The organism is Psychrobacter sp. HD31 (assembly GCF_051097895.1).
Taxonomy (GTDB): Bacteria; Pseudomonadota; Gammaproteobacteria; order Pseudomonadales; family Moraxellaceae; genus Psychrobacter.
In genome coordinates this window covers 1,861,398-1,876,974 of the sequence record NZ_CP142525.1, presented here as the reverse complement: position 1 = coordinate 1,876,974, position 15,577 = coordinate 1,861,398, and the positions used below count along the sequence as shown (strand labels likewise).

Below are 15,577 nucleotides of genomic sequence, written 5' to 3'. Positions count from 1 at the left end.
TTAAATATTGCTATTTGGTTACAGATTAAGGCAATTATATTATTATTGATAATAATTATCAAATTCTTTTTAATAATTACTCTTAATCATAAGTGTGCGCACAAAAAAACCAGCACTTGGCTGGTTTTTTATTTTGATTGTCTGAACAATTAGCTTATGCTTTGTGGTGCTTTAATTTCAATTTCTACACGACGGTTTTTAGCTTTACCAGCTTCTGTTGCATTCGTAGCGATTGGCTGAGTTGCCCCTTTACCATCGACATACAAACGAGTTTTACCCACACCTTTTTGGTATAAGTAATTAGCAACCGAGTTGGCACGCTTAACAGAAAGTGGTTGGTTAATTGCTGGACCACCAGTGCTGTCTGTATGACCAACAACAACAATGTTAGTTTGATCATATTGTGTTAATGTTGCCGCAAGTTTATCTAACTCAGCTGCATCAGACGTATTAATCACCGCACTGTTGGTAGCAAACGTTACATTGTTTGGCATAGTAACGTTGATGTTGTTAGTATTTGGATCATAGCTAACATCTACCCCTGTGCCTGCCATTTGCTTTTCAAGCTGAGCCGCTTGATTTTGCATATATAAACCAACACCAGCACCTAAAGCAGCACCAATTAAAGCGTCACGTCCTTCGTGCTCGCCACCAGTCGCTTTAGAGATACCATAACCAGCAGCCGCACCAGCAGCCGCACCCAATACCGCTTTGTTAACATTACTAAGATCAAAGCCATTCGTACCATTTTGTGTGGCACAACCTGCTAATGCCATGCTAGAAGCCATTGCAGTCACTAAAAGTTGTTTTTTCATATCCCTCTCCTGGTAAATAATAATTGTATTAAATTAGTACTTTAATAAATTTAATTAATGAAGTACCAACATAATCACATAACTTTATACTTATAAGATAACAAATTTAAAGAGACAGTCCAGTCTAAATTGTGTAATATTTTGTCACAATGGTGTTTCTGACCTATTTATGCTTAAATAAATCTGTATATAATCTATTAGCAAAAAATAATTTATTTTGTAAAATGTAAAAATAAGATAACTTAAAACAGATAATTAAATTTACATCCACACAAACATGAAAAAAAGTAATGGCTATGAGCGTACAATCTATATTCAATAAAATCCATAAATCTAATCCAAAGGTAGGGAAAGTTCTATCCTTAACAACAGCCAGTAGCGCAATCACTGCTCATTCATCTGTGGCTAGCATCCCATTATGGCTTTCTGGGGCTGTAAAAATTATCACTGGTAATAAAGTAGCAGATAAAAGCGTTATCAAAATCGCTGATAATTGGATTAAGATTAACAACAAATTAATCGATAATATTTTGCCTAAAAAAAACTGGCAGTTTAATCTGCCTGATGACTTAGACCCACAGAAAAGTTATTTATTGATTTGTAACCATCAGTCATGGGTAGATACCAGCATTATCCAATATATTAGTGAAAACAAACTTCCCCTAACTCGGTTTTTTACTAAATTTGAGCTAATTTACATCCCAATTGTAGGGCAAGCTTTTTATTTTTTAGATTTTCCGATGATGAAACGTCATTCTAAAGAAAAAATTGCTAAAAACCCTGCATTAAAAGGTAAAGATATCGACGAAGCAAAACGCGCTTGTGAGTTGCTTAGAAACAAACCTTTCACATTATTAAATTACATTGAAGGCACTCGTTTTAGCCCAAAAAAACACAAAGAGCAAAACTCGCCTTATCAACATTTATTAACACCGCGTGCTGGCGGCTTGTCTCTCGCAATTAGTGCTTTAGGCGATGAGATAGAAGGTATTTTGGACATGACGGTTGTGTATCCCGACTTTACCAATCAACCACCCGATTACAGTGATTTATGGAAAGGTAATATCAAAAATTTAGGGGTTGATATTCGTCATATTGACATGCCAGAACAACTGTTTAGCGACATCAAACAAGGCGGTTACCAAACCGATGAAAAGATCAAAGCCCAAATGTTTGATTGGTTGGATAACGTTTGGCAGCAAAAAGATGCGCGCATTGATGAAATGCTAGCAACCTTTGATAAGTGTTAACCCATTAAATTTAACTTTTGCCACACATATATCTCATATTCAATATGTTATAAATTGGCAACAAGATTGTCATTTATATCGCTTAATATGGCACATTTCTTTATAATTACAATTAAGTAGTTATAGACCATTTTTTTACTGCATATTTTGAGAATTATAATGACAAATCCACCAAACGCTGGCATACAAAAAAAGCCATTAACAAAACGTAAAAAACAGCCTTTAACTGGCAAACTCATTTATGACATGTTTATGTTACTCGTTATTGTGGTAGATTTAACAATTATTTCTATCGATGCGATTATGATGAGTTCTGCCTTAGCCTATGTTGGTGAGTGGATTGGCATTACAGAGTTTATTAGCACTTATAAAGAAAACTTCCACAACCCTATTCATACTTTAGGTGGATTTTTTACTGTATTTTTGATTTTTGAATTGGTTGTTCGTTGGATTATTGCCATCGCTAGTAAAACCTACTATCGTTGGTTCTTTTTTCCATTTGTTCATTGGTATGAAGTTTTAGGCTGTCTTCCACAATTACGTGCACTACGTTTGTTCCGTGCTTTTTTTATTGGTCGTCACTTATACAAATTGGGTTATCAAGTTGTTCCACAAAAATGGATTGATACAGGCAAATTTTATTATGAACTGATACTTGAAGAGTTATCTGACCGTGTAATTTTAACAGCAACCGATAATTTCCGTACTCAAATTAAAAATACCGCTTCACATCAGGCTTTGGTTCAAAAAACAATCGAAAGTAACCGTAAAGAAATTGAAACCATGATTGTGAGCTTACTTCATAAAGAGCTGGCACCCCGCTTACAACAATCGCTAAACCCAACCGATAAATCTAGCCCTATTGCCATACAAGCAGGTGAGGCCATTCAAGATGCGATTGTTCAAACGCCAGAACTGCGTAAGTACCTAAGAATGATACCAATTGCTGGTAGCTTAATAGAGTCTCAGGTATTAACCATAGGGCAAAAAGTGGGAGAAAATGTTGTTAACTCTGTCAGCCAACGCTTATTAGATACGCAAGTATTGGATAAATTGTTCCAAGAAATTGCTGAAGGTATTACTCGTATTGATATCGACAACCCTGCAATGGAGTCTTTACTTGGCAATGTTATTGAAGATGGGCTAACTTCATTTGAAGAACAGGTAAAAGTTCAGCAGTGGAAACACAACCAACACATTCATTTATAAGTGCCAAATATAAGTACCCAAATTTGCATTGTTTGATTAAAAAATTATACCCTATTTATATTAATGTTTATTAGGATAAAACCATGACCAAAAAACAAAAAACCCGTACAAAAGAAAGCAAAGTCGGTTTTTTTGGCAAAATGCTTACTTTTTCTCGTTTAAGGCTCAGCACCAACGATTTAAACGAAATTGAAGCAACCTTACAATCAGAAGGTGTCACAAAAGATAGTCAAATCCCTGTCATCATAGAAAGCGAAATAGAACAAAATTTACAAGCGCTTGTTGAACTACTTTGGCAATGGGGGCTACAGCCTATTGGGGTTGTAACTGGTGAAATGGATGAACAAGCAAAACAATTACAGCTTGCTATTTTCCCTGCCGATGGCAAACGTATCGAACGTATTAAACCAAAACCATCGGATACTAAACACTCAAAAGACAATATTGTTAAACCGACAAAAACAGAAACAAAAACGCCTCATATAAGCCAAGCTGCTAAAAACTCAGAGGGTATGACAAGTATGGTTTACGAGCCAATGTTACGCTCTGGACAAAGCTTAAGCCATACGGGGGGTGACCTGGTTTTACTAAACGGTTTAAATGATGGCGCCGAAGCAATCACCGACAACAACCTGCACATTTATGGACGTGGCTTGGGTAGGCTGGTAGCGGGTGCAACTGGCGACCAAAACGCACATATTTTTTGTCAGCGTTTTAATCCGTCATTGGTGTCTGTTGCCGGTACTTATTGCCTGCGAGATAGCATTCCAGAAGAGGTTATTGACCAACCTGTGCAAGTGAGCTTCCGTGAAGGCGAAGGGCTTGTTTTTCAGATTATGGATGAAGATTAACCCCAAATTAAACCAAAGCATAAGCATTTAAAGACAATTAAATATTGTTATTATTTTTTTTAATATTATGCTAACCTATTAACGATAAACTATTGTGCATATTGCAAATATAAATTACAAAACAAAATACAGGAGTACGCCACTGTGGCAAAAATCGTTGTAATTACTTCTGGTAAAGGCGGTGTTGGCAAAACAACAACCAGTGCCTCTTTTGCTACTGGCCTAGCCCAGCGAGGCTACAAAACCGTTGTTATCGACTTTGATGTTGGCCTACGTAACCTTGACCTAGTAATGGGCTGTGAAAACCGCATTGTTTATGATTTTGTAGATGTCATTAACGGTAATGCTCGCCTATCACAAGCCTTAGTTAAAGATAAAGAGCTCGAAAATCTATTCATTTTACCTGCCAGTCAAACACGTGATAAAGATGCACTGACTGACGAGGGTGTTGCACAAGTTATGCAAGAACTTTCTGAAGATTTTGACTATATTATTTGTGACTCACCAGCAGGTATTGAACGTGGTGCACAGCTTGCTATGTACCATGCAGACGAAGCACTGATTGTTACCAATCCAGAAATTTCATCTGTGCGTGACTCTGACCGTATCATTGGTATTTTACAAAGCCGTACCAAAAAAGTAGAAGAAGGCACTGGTAGCGTGCGTGAGCATCTAATTGTTAGTCGCTATAATCCAGAGCGTGCTGCAGCAAACGAGATGATGGACATTGACACGATTTCTAAGGACATTTTAAAAGTCCCTTTATTAGGGGTGATTCCTGAAAGTGATACCGTGCTAGAAGCCTCTAACCAAGGTGAGCCTGTCATCAACTTTACCAACTCTGTTGCTGGTCAATGCTACGATGATATCGTTGCTCGCTTTTTAGGGGAAGAACGCCCACTTCGTCATATCGAAGTGAAGAAGAAAGGCTGGCTACAACGTATGTTTGGAGGTTAGAAATGGCAGGATTTTGGAGTAAACTATTTGGTGGTGACTCGCAAACCACTGGCAGTGCTAACACAGCAACCGAACGTTTAAAAGTGATTGTCGCAAGTGATGACCGCTTAAATAGTCGCCTAACCGCTGATCGCATTGAAAAAATGAAACGTGAAATCTTAGATGTTGTTAATAAGTATGTTAATGGCGTGGAAATGAATGATGTTAATATCAATCATCGCCATGAAGATAACTATGACATGCTAGAAATGAACATCAACTTACCAGATCAGCGCTAATGTAATTATTAAGCTAATAAAAAAGCAATTTAAAGAGGCAGGTAATAATTTACCTGCCTCTTTTTTATCTAAAATTACCTCATAATCGCACGCAGCTTTACACCTACCCTTTTATTATGAAAGCTTATCTAATTCTATTGATGACATTATTTTTTAATATAAATTGATTATAAAGTGCGCCAAAAATATGTATTGCCGTTAACATCAGCACTAACGTCCACACAATATTGGTGTGCCACTCATGTAGAATTTTAGCAATTTCTCTATCAGGCGTAACAAATACAGGTATTTCAAATATTGCAAAAACACTCACGGGATACCCTGCATACACACTCCGTAAAATGCCTAGAATAGGCATGGCTAACAACAGCAAATACAATAATCCGTGCGTTGATTCCGCTGCAATTTTTTGCCACTTTGGGTTATTTAATTTAACAGGATCTGCCGCAGTAATACGGTTAATTATCCGTGCAACCGCAAATAACAACACAACCACACCAAGTGACTTATGCAAGTCAAGATTATCCACGTATTCAATTGATATCCAAGTTGCAAGCAATAAAATCGCAATTGTCCAATGGATGATTCTGGTTACCACCGACCATTTTTGATTTGCCATAAAAACACCTCCTCTTAATTAACAAATTAATTATCACAAAAAACTACTCACAATGGTAAAAATTTAAGTAAAATAGTGATGATATTATAATAAATGTGATTATGGATAAGCCCAAAATGATAACTGTCTTGAACTCCAAGCTTTTAAACAACAATTGCAAAAACTTGTTGGTTGCCTGCATTTTGGTGGCTTGCTGTTTTTCATTAAACGGTTGTAAAAAACAAGAACCAGTTGTCGAATCACATGATAATCACGGCCTTATTTTAATTGGTGATACACACGTCACTTTAACACCAGAGCATATCGCCTCAATTAAATCAGAACAGTACCAACCTAGCCTTAATTTATATGGTCAATTATCCCCTGCTCAACAAGCCACTATAAAATTTGATTCAAAAATTAAAATAAAATCATTTTTATGTCAAAAAGGGCAAATGGTAAAAAAAGGAGAGGTGCTTTTTACTTACACCATTTTACCAAGTTTACTAACAAGCCGAGATATTGCCAAACAAAGCTCAAAGACTGAAGATGAAACTAAAAACCTGGCAGAACAAGTTAGCGATGACATCAACAATACGGTTAAAAAGATTGGAGATAACCTACAAGGGCTTCAAAACGACATACAAACGATTGAAGAAGACAACACCCAAATTACAACTAACAAAAATGAAGAAGTTTTTGAGTATACCGCACCTTTTGACGGACAAATAAGCCCTATTTACTATCAAGCTAATGATGAAGTAGGCATTAACGCGCCTATTTTAAATATTCAATCTATTGATATGCTTAAATTTATTGGGCTACTGCCCGCTTACACCAAACCGCGTTTAATCATTGGGCAACATGTAAACCTTGCATTAGACGATGCCCCCGAAGTTAAAGGGTTAACTGGGCAAGTATCCGATGTAGTAGAGCTTAAAACCCAACACAAGGTCGCCGTGCATGTGCAAATGGTTGAAAATACCAATCAACATCTACCAAAAATAGGCGCAATGGTCACTGGTAGGCTTGATTATGGACAACTAGACATTGGTACTTTGGTAGATGAATCGGCAATACATGATGCAGACTTATCGGAATTTTCATCACCAGATGCGCATGTTGCTGCCCCTATCAAAGCCTTTGTTTGGATTGTTAATCAAGACAAACTGTTAGCAAGACAAGCGGTAGAGGTCATCAGTTTTAACGCTCAAAGCCAACAGTATTTAGTTTCTGGCATACCAAGTGATACCTTAATTGTACTGGCAGACTTACCCAAAGATGCAGAAGGAAAAACCCTTCAAATATCATAGACACAGCAAAACTGTCAGTAGCTCTGTGACAATTGCGACAAGTGTTTAGAAACACGCATCACTTGTGTTACATTTGCCCTAATTTGTAACAAATTATATATTGTTACTGCCCCCGTAAATTAGGCATTATAATCACTAATATCTTAATTTATTTTTTTAAAATATTTTTTGAGCACTTTAATCATAAGGACTCAGCTATGAGCAAACAAATTTTAATTATTGAAGATGATCCAGACTTATCTGAATTGATTAGCGATTATCTTAAAATGAACTACTATGATGTCATTACCGCTGGCACCGCAAAAGATGGTCTAAACATTCTTGATACCAAAGAAAGAGACATTAACTTAATTATATTGGATTTAATGCTACCAGACATGGATGGTATGCAAGTTTGCCAAACCATCCGAAACAGTAAAAACTCGGCCATTAACAAAGTGCCTATCGTTATGCTAACTGCCAAAGGCGATACAACGGATAGAGTTTTAGGGTTAGAAATGGGGGCGGATGACTATATGCCAAAACCATTTGAACCACGTGAACTGCTTGCCCGTGTACGTGCGGTTTTACGCAGACACGAACAACCAAACCAAGATGACAGTAATTCTGAAAACTTAACATTTGGTCGTTTAACCATTTTGCCTGACAGTCACGAAGTCTTTATTGATGAGCAACCTGTAAGATTAACCACGCACCAGTTCCAGTTGCTACACTACTTTGCAACCCATGCAGGCAAGGTGCTAAGCCGAGAGCAATTGTGGCAGGCCATGCCAAATGATGATAGTTCAGACAACATTGATCGTGCGATTGATGTACATATCTCGCGTTTACGTGCGTTAATTGAAGAAAACCCTCGCCAACCAAAACGCATCATCACTGTGCGTGGTATTGGCTATCAATTTGCGACAGACCAAGTTTAAAATAAGGTTTAAACCACAAGATGTCGTTTTTTCGTTTTCCTTCCTTGTTTAGTAAAATCTTTGTCAACGTGATGTTGGCATTGATTGTTTTTGCTGCTGCCATGATTTTTATGAATCAGGTCATTCAGGATAACGACCACAGCATGCGTTCTAAGGTTTTGGCAAACCAAGTATCTGAAAGACTGACCCCTTTATTAATTGACTTAAATAAAACCGAAACGCTACTAGACTCTCGCTTTATGCTGGCACTTTTAAAAAAAGGAATTGACAGTTATGACAGTACCCTTGATGCAAAAATGGCAATATATGATACGAACAATCACCTCATTGTACAAACCGCAGGGAGTGACTTACCCAAAATACGCCCAACCCCACCATCTTGGTTTGCCCGCACCTTCCCTACCTTAGCGGGTTTACCACCAACAGAACAGGTTCAGGTGTACAACAACCAAGCTGGTTATACCCTATTATTTGAGTCTCGTACACAGCCAAAAAGCAACACCATTTTAAATATTTTTACAGGCACCCTTTTATTGTTGCTGATTATGTCTATCGCTTTATGGTTTTTAGCCTATTCTATGACATGGCGGTTAAACCGGATGAGCCAATATATGGCGCAACTGGGCGAAGGCGATTTAAGTGTGCGTGTGCCCGTTAATGGCAGAGATGAAATTGCAACCTTAGCAAAAGGATTTAACCAATCTGCCGAAAAAATTGAAAAGCTGGTAAATGCCAACAACTTACTACTTGCCCATGCTTCTCATGAGATTCGCACCCCCATTACTAGAATTAGATTACAAACAGAAATGATGGACATGCTTGCCAAACAGCTTGATGACAAAAGCAAGGCAATGTTTGATAAGCGTGCTAAAGCAATTAATCGTGATTTAACCGGGTTAAACGATTTGGTTGAAAGCATCCTATTGGTTAGTAGGCTCGACGCTGGGCATGCCTTACAACAAGTGGAAAAATTTGATTTATATGATTTAATTCAGCAAGAATCTCAACACTATTCTGAAGCCAGCCTATTTGGTGAGCATCTTACTATTTTAGGGCAACCTAAACTAGTAACTCATTTGATCCGTAATTTATTAAACAATGCCATGATACATGGTACACCGCCCATTCAAGTTTATGTTTATGGTGCAACCTCTGCTGGGCAAGCCAATGAGATACCCCAACAAATTTTAACAACCAATGACAACATTGCTGCCATCACCAAGCAAAATCAATCAATTCAAATAACAAATAAGAAAAAAGCAACTAAACGTAAAAACAAACGACAACTCCGAAAAATTGAAAAAGCTGCATCAAATGTGCGTTATGCTGTTATTGCCGTCGTTGACCAAGGTAGTGGCATCCCTCAAGAAAAAAGAGAAGACATCTTTAGCCCATTTGTCCGTTTACAGCAAGAAAAAAAGGGCTCCGGTCTTGGTTTATCTTTGGTGGCACAAATTGTAGAAGCACACAATGGTTCGATTATTACCGATACATGGCAAGGGCATACAAGGTTTTTAGTTTGCCTACCAATACAGCAAGACTAACACACAGATAACCGTTTATTTTACAAAGTAACAATCATCATAAGTCTTGTCATGTAACGATGTCAGTAATCGTTAAAGATTACCAGACATAAAATCTTATCGCATGCTTACTGCCAACCATTGATGTAATAATCAGATAATATGGGATAACGAGAAAACAGCCCACAACGGGTAGAAATGTTGCAATAAAGTTGGTCATCATCGCCTTGTTCTACTTGCCAACCTAAATAATAAGCAGCAAAAACCACATGCCCAATATAAACAGGCGTATGACGCAGCTTTTGTCTTGCGCTGGGCGTAATTTTGCATTGGGACAACAAATAACTTCTTATTAAATCACACACCTGTGTCATTGTGACTTTTTTATTAATACTTTGCCGTGTTGGGCACTGTTTAAGCACATGCACTGCCATACTACATGCCATAATGTCTGTACTTAATGACCCTGGAGCTTCTTCAAAACGTTCAGGATACAAAATCAGTTCCCAATCGGGGGCGTAGTCTTTATTTTGGATATCATCAATATTTGGCTGTGACGTTTGCTTATCATTTACGCTTGAAAGGCCGATTCTTGTTAAGTTGGGATTGGCAACCATGATTTTATGAATATCAGACATATCCACCATTTTCATACTTGCCAAGTTGTCTAATAACGGTTGCTTACTGTTGTTGATATAAAAATTTTTTGGCAAAGATAACAAACCACCTGCTTGCAACAAACCTATATGGTCTGCCAGTTCTAAAGATTCAATCAATTGCCATTTAGAAAGATTAACGGTGGTCGTTTGTTGTGATTTTTTTGACTTTCTTTGATAGATTTTATCGATTTGTTTACCATAGCGTCGCGCCGGTTCTGGAATGTCATCCATGCTTCTGGCAGGATCTATCGGTGCTCTATTTTTATCATAATTTGCATGGATGATGACTGACAGTGGTTTGTTCGATTCATTTTGTGATTTTTCTGACTGAGTTAACGACTTTTTTTCAACACTTGCCTGTGTTTTTTTAACGTCTTCTAATACCGCTGTTTTACTTTCTTCTTCATCCGCAACCTTTTGAACATCCGCAACAATAAGTGGCTTATCCACGCTAGTATTTTGATTTTTTCTCAGCGTAATCGTCACTGTACGATGCTTTTTTTTAGAGGCTTTCTCATTAGGATCTGACGGCCTGTCGTCTTTCATAAAAGTTTCTCAGTTATTAAACACTCAAGTTGTTGATTGATTATAGCAAATATCAAAACTGCAATAACCTAACGATTTAACTATGGTTTAGGATATGTTGGTAACCCTGTTGCCAAGTCTTAAACTTTATCCAACCAGCTGGAATATTTGATTTAAGTCGTTTACCACTTGCTGGCAATTGGCTTTGTACAACTGGCAGCTCTGCATCCAGTTTTTCTGATAGCCACATGGTTAGCTCATAAGAGGTTACCGGACTAAAGTCTGTGGCAATATATAGCGGTTTTGGCTCATCCATGGTTAGCACCTTGCCAATAATATAAGACAAATCCGTATCCATAATTCGATTGGTCCATGCGTTATCAGGCATTGGTTTTTTATCCGCTTCTTTTGCTTTATTAACACGCATTAAACGGCCATTTCCATAAATACCACTTGGTCTAATAACCACAAACTTATCGGCAAATGCCTCATTTAAAACTTGTTCTGCTTGCAAAATAATTTGAGAACCAACACGCATCGGTGGGTGTGGGCAAGTTTGTTCATCTATCCATTCACCCTCATTTTGCCCATACACCCCTGTAGAAGAAATAAAAACCAAACGCTCAAGGTTAGGTAAATCTTCTCGTAGCTTGGCAAAATTTTGCGCAACGGCTAAGTAACTGCTTCGATAACCAGACTCGGTATAATCGGTTGGGGTAATAATAATGGCAATACGGTTAAAATCCTTTAGTTGATTTGCCGTGATATCGCTGGCATCTGCTTGTATAAATTTTATACTCTCAGCCAATTGATAGTCTGCTTTTTTGCCTCTTGCCATACCGCTTACTTGGCAACCAAGTTTAGCCAAGATATGGCTTACTTGCCTGCCAATAGCACCTTGACCAATAATAAGATAATTACTTTTAGAATGTTGCATCATTTAAAAATACCAATTGTAACTCACGTTCATATCTGTATCGGCTTCTACTCGATCACTTAGTTCATAATCTGCCGTTACCCTCAAACTGTGGTTGGTTGCCATATCATATTGCATACCAATACTTGCCGTAGGCTGCCAATAACCTTGTTTGTGATTTGTCAGGCTTGTATCTGTATGATACCAGTATGGCACATTCACTTCAGCTGTGGCTCTTAATTTATCATTCATGCGATACACACAACCAAGGTTTGCCCCCACCCCTAAGCGGAATCCATTGGTTAATCCTTTACCACCTTGCACGTTGCCAGCGCCAAAGGCATAACAAAGCTGTTGTGGTAAGTCATATTGGCTATTGACCTTACCAAAGGCGACTGACACGCCCTTTTCCACCCCTAAATTAGCCACTAAATGCTGCTGGCGTAGTTCATTTTTTTGTGGGTTGTGATTAGCACCTCTTTTGCTAAAATCTTCAGAGGCATCATTAACCTGTTTTAAACCAAAATCAACGCCCCAACTGCCACCATCTCTTGCGGTGTTAATCGGATGATAAGAGCGACCACGCAATATGGTTAGTTCTTGCAGTTGCACCTTATCGGCAGTACCCATTTTTTCATCAACATCATACGCTCTTATTTTTAGGTTAAGTGTATCCATGTCTAAGTTTTTACGGTAGCCTATCTCTCGGTCTAACAAATCGTGATAGCTCACGCGGGCACCAACTTGGGCATAAGTTTGAGTACCTGCCTGTCCCAGTGCAATAGTAGCTCGTTGCAATTTTGCACCTTGCGTTGGGCTGGTTTGGGCATCTTGTTGTGCAATAACACCATTTAACTTTGCTTGCTTTTGGCTTGCCACTGCAGGTAAAAAATCACCTTGTTCCAGCAAGCCTTTTTCATCTAACAGGCGGATGACTTCATTTGGTACAACAAATTTGCTAAAGGCATCATACAAATGCTCTGCTGGTCTTACCACATCAATAAAACGTAAGATTTCTGACGCACAGTTATCTGTTAAAAAGTAGTAAGGCAAACCAACATCTTTCACCTCCCACACATGGCGGATAATTTGCGCTGACTCTGCTTTTGTTAATTTTAGTGGATATGTCCACACATCTCGATTGTCTTTTACTAAATAGTCTTCTAATTTTGGTAGATATGATTCAATTGTCATTAACCCAGCATATTTGCCCGTCATAGACTTTAAAGCATACGCAGGCATACTATCATTCGGATTACCATCAACCGTATAATTGAGTGCATAGGCATCTTTAAAATTATTTGCTTGCGGATTTTTGCTGGTATCAATACGCAATAAAGTATGTGCAAAAGCAGATGTCATGCTATCTGGATATTCCTGCGCAAACATTATCGATAACTGCTCTGGCTGATACTGTTTAAACCAATTATCATAATGGGTACAACTTACAGTAGGTAACACCAAACCAAGTTGCTCACGTAACCAATGCGTACGAGCGGGAAAACGACATTGCACAGAGTCATCCCCTTTTAACGCATCATTTTTTGACAACAAGCTAGTTACCATTTCTTTCAGTTCTGCCTGAGGATCATGTTGCCCCTCAGCACTCACAAAAAAATCTGACTTTTTTACACGGCTTACGGTCGCTGGTTCTTGCCCACGCTCGTAATCGGGATAGTGCAATAAGCGCAACCAGCTGGGATGATAAGCCAACTCTGATTCAACCAGCAACTCCAATATTTCTTTTTGGTTAATGGTTTGATCAATTTGCTCAGCTTGCTCAAGCTTCGTATTACCCACTTGCGCATATAATGGCTGACTCGCCATTAATATTGCTGATATGGCAAATAATTTTTTCAATCTAAGCTTGGTTAACCGTCGACTCGTAAACTTTGCGATTGTAGAAAGAGTTGTCTTTTTATCAAACTTGGTCTTGTCGTTAAACATTGTCATTGTTTTGAACCTATCCAATTTTTTAGCCTATTATTTTTAGCTATCAACTGTGCTATATCATAGCAGTTTGCAAAACATAAATGACGATTAAAGCACATTTTATAAACAAAACTTGCATAACCGCCTTATCTGCCCTAACCTAATAATCACAAACCGCCAATGACTCAATCAAACCGCCTATTTATGCCCCAAATATTATGAAAACACACACGTCAACAATTACAGATGGTCGTTTAAGCTCTGCTGACTGGCTTGCTTCACCAAATTATAATCATCGCCCTCAAAATATGGCAATTGATACCATTGTTATCCACAACATCAGTTTACCACCAGATGAATTTAAGCAAACAGATAAAAACGATTTGCATTATGTAAAAGCATTTTTTACCAACGCGTTGGACTGGGAGGCACACCCCTACTTTAAAACCATTAAAGGCGTTGAGGTATCTGCCCATTTATTTATTGAGCGAGACGGCAACATCACCCAATTTGTTAACTTTGCAGATAGAGCTTGGCATGCGGGGCAATCAAGTTATTTAGGGCGTGAAGCCGTCAATGACTTTAGCATTGGGATTGAGATGGAAGGCTCTGATTTTCAAGGTTTTACAGAAGCACAGTATCATGCATTAGCGCAAAGCATTGCTGCCATTTACCAGGCTTACCCAGCAACCAAAAATCATTTAACAGGGCATAGTGACATCGCCCCTGTGCGTAAAACCGACCCAGGTGAGTTTTTTGATTGGGTAAAACTTAGAAAGATGGTGAGTGAACTTGTTTAAATATAGATAAAATCCTTTTGTTATTGCCATTATAGGGTCTTAGGTAGTTGGATGTTTGGGAGAATAAAATGATTGTATTTAAAAATGAAGAAGACTGGAATCAATTTGGTCAAAAATGGTCTGAAAACTCAGATAATATAATTTTTAACTTAAAACAATGTAAGCTAGAAGGTGGATGTTTAATAGCTATTGGCAATAATCTTAGAGCCAGTTATCGTACGGGCATTCAAACAGAAAAAACCTAGACGCTTTACATGATATTGTTTCTGATTGGTTTATAGAACAATGAAATAATTGGAAAAATGTATATAGTGTAGGCTGGTTAGAGTTTGTTAATAGGTCAAACTTGCTTACTTTATTTGATAAATTTTATTGGAAAGAACAAAATAGAATGAAATTAAATAACCGATTAAACTTGACTCAAATAGCTAAAATAATCCTGTTTGGTATTTTAGGTTTGTTTTTCTTCGCTACTTTTGTCGCACAGATTGTTTATAAATATCAAACTAAAGATGAATATAAAGAAACTATAGATTATGTTGCTTTAGAAATAGAGTTTAAGGATTTAATTGCTGATATAACTTCTGATTTGGGTAAACCATATAAAGAGGGAAGTCAATTTGGAAGATCAGGAGGGACAAATTATATTTCTTATTACTATAAGAACCCAAAAACTGGTTTTTTAAAGAAATTAACTGATAGCCTAGAAGAAAAACAATGGCATGACGTTACAGATTTAGTCTCTGTTCTTCATGACGAAACTTTTATTAGAGGTTATAAAAAAGGCAATTTAAGCTTAAATATATACAAGTATAAAGTCCGTTCTCCTTTTTTATCAGAATCAGAATGGTTTGAGCAGGTTAGAATCAGCCTTACTCTAATTTCGACAGCTACAGAACCGTAGCAAGCGTATGCTGGGCATTTTGCCCAGCTATTTTGTAAGAGATGATGTGTATAATTTGGCAACGCTTCCAATATATTATTTTTTAAATTTCTTTTGTATACATTTTTGGTTTTATAATGTGCTGGGC

General features: G+C 37.7%; 16 protein-coding genes. 11 read left to right on the top strand and 5 right to left on the bottom strand.

Annotated features, from left to right (window positions below; genetic code table 11):
* Positions 1-149: 149 nt before the first annotated feature.
* Positions 150-815 (bottom strand): OmpA family protein, encoded by a 666-nt coding sequence (locus VH441_RS08435; RefSeq protein WP_434353203.1) that lies wholly within the window; start codon positions 813-815, stop codon positions 150-152.
* Positions 816-1,111: 296 nt separating this feature from the next.
* Here VH441_RS08435 and VH441_RS08430 point away from each other — a divergent pair, with 296 nt between their 5' ends.
* The 5 genes from VH441_RS08430 to minE all read left to right on the top strand — a co-directional run bounded on the left by VH441_RS08430 (position 1,112) and on the right by minE (position 5,360).
* Positions 1,112-2,065, top strand: a complete 954-nt coding sequence (locus VH441_RS08430; RefSeq protein WP_434353202.1) for an acyltransferase — start codon at positions 1,112-1,114, stop codon at positions 2,063-2,065.
* A gap of 159 nt (positions 2,066-2,224) precedes the next feature.
* Entirely contained in the window at positions 2,225-3,274 is a 1,050-nt protein-coding gene (locus tag VH441_RS08425; protein ID WP_434353201.1) for a hypothetical protein, read from the top strand.
* An 83-nt stretch (positions 3,275-3,357) separates the two neighbouring features.
* Positions 3,358-4,125 (top strand): septum site-determining protein MinC, encoded by a 768-nt coding sequence (gene minC / locus VH441_RS08420; RefSeq protein WP_434353200.1) that lies wholly within the window; start codon positions 3,358-3,360, stop codon positions 4,123-4,125.
* A gap of 144 nt (positions 4,126-4,269) precedes the next feature.
* Positions 4,270-5,082, top strand: coding sequence for a septum site-determining protein MinD (minD, locus tag VH441_RS08415; RefSeq protein ID WP_434353199.1), 813 nt, complete (start codon positions 4,270-4,272; stop codon positions 5,080-5,082).
* 2 nt (positions 5,083-5,084) lie between these two features.
* Positions 5,085-5,360 (top strand): cell division topological specificity factor MinE, encoded by a 276-nt coding sequence (minE, locus tag VH441_RS08410; protein WP_434353198.1) that lies wholly within the window; start codon positions 5,085-5,087, stop codon positions 5,358-5,360.
* Positions 5,361-5,484: 124 nt separating this feature from the next.
* On the opposite strand, the gene VH441_RS08405 is transcribed toward minE, so the two are convergent.
* Complete coding sequence (locus VH441_RS08405) at positions 5,485-5,979, bottom strand: cytochrome b (RefSeq protein ID WP_434353197.1); 495 nt, start codon at positions 5,977-5,979, stop codon at positions 5,485-5,487.
* Between the two features lie 116 nt (positions 5,980-6,095).
* Here VH441_RS08405 and VH441_RS08400 point away from each other — a divergent pair, with 116 nt between their 5' ends.
* The 3 genes from VH441_RS08400 to VH441_RS08390 all read left to right on the top strand — a co-directional run bounded on the left by VH441_RS08400 (position 6,096) and on the right by VH441_RS08390 (position 9,735).
* A complete protein-coding gene (locus VH441_RS08400) occupies positions 6,096-7,271 on the top strand; it encodes an efflux RND transporter periplasmic adaptor subunit (RefSeq protein WP_434353196.1) in 1,176 nt (391 codons plus the stop codon).
* A 197-nt stretch (positions 7,272-7,468) separates the two neighbouring features.
* Positions 7,469-8,191: a response regulator transcription factor gene (locus VH441_RS08395; protein ID WP_434353195.1), complete on the top strand. Its 723-nt coding sequence runs from the start codon at positions 7,469-7,471 to the stop codon at positions 8,189-8,191.
* 20 nt (positions 8,192-8,211) lie between these two features.
* Positions 8,212-9,735 (top strand): ATP-binding protein, encoded by a 1,524-nt coding sequence (locus tag VH441_RS08390; protein ID WP_434353194.1) that lies wholly within the window; start codon positions 8,212-8,214, stop codon positions 9,733-9,735.
* Positions 9,736-9,842: 107 nt separating this feature from the next.
* Here the strand turns inward: VH441_RS08390 and VH441_RS08385 are convergent, their stop codons facing one another.
* The 3 genes from VH441_RS08385 to VH441_RS08375 form a co-directional block, all read right to left on the bottom strand.
* On the bottom strand, positions 9,843-10,919 hold the full coding sequence (locus tag VH441_RS08385) for a hypothetical protein (RefSeq protein ID WP_434353193.1): 1,077 nt from the start codon (positions 10,917-10,919) through the stop codon (positions 9,843-9,845).
* A gap of 76 nt (positions 10,920-10,995) precedes the next feature.
* A complete protein-coding gene (locus VH441_RS08380; protein WP_434353192.1) occupies positions 10,996-11,838 on the bottom strand; it encodes an NAD-dependent epimerase/dehydratase family protein in 843 nt (280 codons plus the stop codon).
* Positions 11,839-13,767 (bottom strand): Lnb N-terminal periplasmic domain-containing protein, encoded by a 1,929-nt coding sequence (locus tag VH441_RS08375; protein WP_434353191.1) that lies wholly within the window; start codon positions 13,765-13,767, stop codon positions 11,839-11,841.
* 197 nt (positions 13,768-13,964) lie between these two features.
* On the opposite strand from VH441_RS08375, the gene ampD reads away from it, so the two are divergent.
* The 3 genes from ampD to VH441_RS08360 all read left to right on the top strand — a co-directional run bounded on the left by ampD (position 13,965) and on the right by VH441_RS08360 (position 15,450).
* On the top strand, positions 13,965-14,546 hold the full coding sequence (gene ampD / locus VH441_RS08370; protein WP_434353190.1) for a 1,6-anhydro-N-acetylmuramyl-L-alanine amidase AmpD: 582 nt from the start codon (positions 13,965-13,967) through the stop codon (positions 14,544-14,546).
* A gap of 68 nt (positions 14,547-14,614) precedes the next feature.
* Positions 14,615-14,791 (top strand): hypothetical protein, encoded by a 177-nt coding sequence (locus tag VH441_RS08365; RefSeq protein WP_434353189.1) that lies wholly within the window; start codon positions 14,615-14,617, stop codon positions 14,789-14,791.
* A 146-nt stretch (positions 14,792-14,937) separates the two neighbouring features.
* On the top strand, positions 14,938-15,450 hold the full coding sequence (locus VH441_RS08360) for a hypothetical protein (RefSeq protein ID WP_434353188.1): 513 nt from the start codon (positions 14,938-14,940) through the stop codon (positions 15,448-15,450).
* The last annotated feature ends 127 nt before the right edge of the window (positions 15,451-15,577 follow it).